The sequence below is a fragment of the Mycobacterium sp. TH-M116 genome, from assembly GCF_057473685.1.
The window spans coordinates 1-2,317 of sequence record NZ_JBYCLC010000228.1 but is presented as its reverse complement, the minus strand read 5'-3'; the positions used below and the strand labels follow the sequence as shown (position 1 = coordinate 2,317).

Genomic DNA, 2,317 nt, shown 5'->3' with positions numbered 1-2,317 from the left:
TGACGACCTGGCGGGTTCGGTGATCCGGGGCAGCGCCACACCGGCGGGCAAGACCGTGTTCGTGTTCCCCGGCCAAGGCTCCCAATGGCTGGGCATGAGCATGGGCCTGCACGCCGAATACCCTTTGTTTGCGGAGGCTTTCGATGCCGTCGTGACCGAACTCGACCGCCACCTGCTGCGTCCCGTGCGCGAGGTGATGTGGGGCCACGATGAGAACCTGCTGAACACCACCGAATTCGCCCAGCCGGCCTTGTTCGCGGTCGAGGTGGCGTTGTTCCGCCTCCTCGAATCCTGGGGCTTGCGGCCCGACTTCGTCATGGGCCACTCGGTCGGCGAACTGTCCGCCGCGCACGTCGCCGGCGTCCTGTCGCTGCAGAACGCCGCGGTGCTGGTGGCAGCGCGCGGCCGCTTCATGCAGGCCTTGCCGGCGGGCGGGGCGATGATCGCGGTGCAGGCGACCGAGGAGGAAGTGCGGCCGCTGCTGGACGGCCAGGTCGGCCTGGCGGCCGTCAACGGTCCGGTCTCCGTGGTGATTTCGGGTGCCCGCGACGATGTGGTCGCGGTCGCCGAGCGGTTTCGCGGGCAAGGCCGCCGCGTGCACCGGTTGGCCGTCTCGCACGCGTTCCACTCGCCGTTGATGGAGCCGATGGTCGACGAATTCGCCGCCGTCGCCGCCGGACTGGCCACCGCGGCGGCCGGCATTCCGGTCATCTCCAACGTGACCGGCCAATTGGCCGCAGACGACTTCGCCTCGCCGTCGTACTGGAAGCGCCACATCCGCGAAGCGGTCCGGTTCGCCGACAGCATTCGCTTCGCGCACTCCGCCGGGGCCACCCGCTTCCTGGAAGTCGGTCCCGGCGGCGGCCTGACAGCGTCGATCGAGGAGTCGCTGTCCGATGCGCCCGTGCTGACGGCGTCGCTGCTCCGCAAGGATCGCCCCGAGCCCGTGACGCTGGTCAACGCCGTCGCGCACGCGTTCGTCACCGGCGTGGACGTCGACTGGCGTGGTGCCATCGGAATGGCCAACTTCGTCGAACTGCCCACGTATGCCTTCGAGCGGCGCCGGTTCTGGCTCTCCGGTGGCGGTGGGGCCGCCGACGCCGCCGGTCTGGGGCTGGGCGTGAGCGAGCACCCGCTGCTGGGCGCGGTGATCGAGTTGCCGGCCTCGGGCGGGGTGGTGCTGACGGGCCGGTTGTCGCCCGGCACGCAGGGCTGGCTGTCCGATCACGCAGTGGGCGGCACGGTGCTGTTTCCCGGTGCCGGATTCGTGGAGCTGGCGATCCGCGCCGGTGACGAGGTGGGTTGCGGAATGGTCGAGGAGTTGAATCTTGCTGCACCGCTGGTCTTGCCGGCCGCATCTTCGGTCGCGGTGCAGGTCGTCGTCGGTAGCCTCGACGAGTCGGGCGCTCGCACGGTCTCGGTGTTCTCCCGCGTCGAGACGGGCTCTTCGTGGCTGCTGCATGCCGAGGGTGTGCTGAGTGCCGGATCAGCCGTTCCCGGCGCGGACCTGTCGGTATGGCCTCCGGCGGGGGCCGTGCCGGTGGACATCGGCGACGGGTACGAGCGGCTGGCCGAACGCGGTTACGGCTACGGGCCCGCGTTCCGGGGCCTGACGTCGATGTGGCGCCGCGGCAACGAAGTGTTCGCGGAAGTGGCGCTCCCCGCCGACGCCGGCTTGTCCGTGGCCGGATTCGGGGTCCACCCGGTCCTGCTGGATGCGGCGCTGCACGCGGTGATCCTGGCCTCGGAAGAGGGCGAAGACGAGGGCGAATTGGCCGAGGGCTCTGTGCTGGTGCCGTTCTCCTGGCAGCGCGTGTCGTTGTACGCTGCGGGCGCGGAGGCACTGCGGGCGCGCATTGCGCCCTCAGGTCCGTCCGCGATGTCGATCGAGCTTGCCGACGGGCTGGGCCTGCCGGTGCTGTCGGTGGGTGCGATGGTGGCCCGCCCGGTCAGCGATCAGCAACTCCTGGCCGCGGCCTCGAACTCGGGCCGCGATCGGCTCTTCGAGGTCGTCTGGTCCGCGCAGCCCGCCGAGAACGTGCAGCCGATATCGGTATTCACTTGGGGCACGACCGTGTTCGATACCACCGAGGTCGAACCCAAGGCGTATCTGTTCGAATCCCCGCCGGTCACCAGTGACGTCGTCGCGGACGTGTACGCGACCACGCGCGCCGTGCTTCAGGTGCTGCAAACCTGGCTGACCGGCAACGCGGCCGCGACGCTGGTGGTGTCGACGCGGGGTGCGGTGGCGTTGCCGGGGGAGGACGTGGGGGATTTGGCGGGTGCGGCGGTGTGGGGGTTGGTGCGTTCGGCGCAG

General features: G+C 70.2%; 1 protein-coding gene. It reads left to right on the top strand.

Annotated elements, in window-relative coordinates:
* A partial coding sequence (locus tag AC2VOK_RS11560) for an acyltransferase domain-containing protein (protein WP_428900592.1) occupies window positions 1-2,317 on the top strand: 2,317 nt, incomplete at both ends.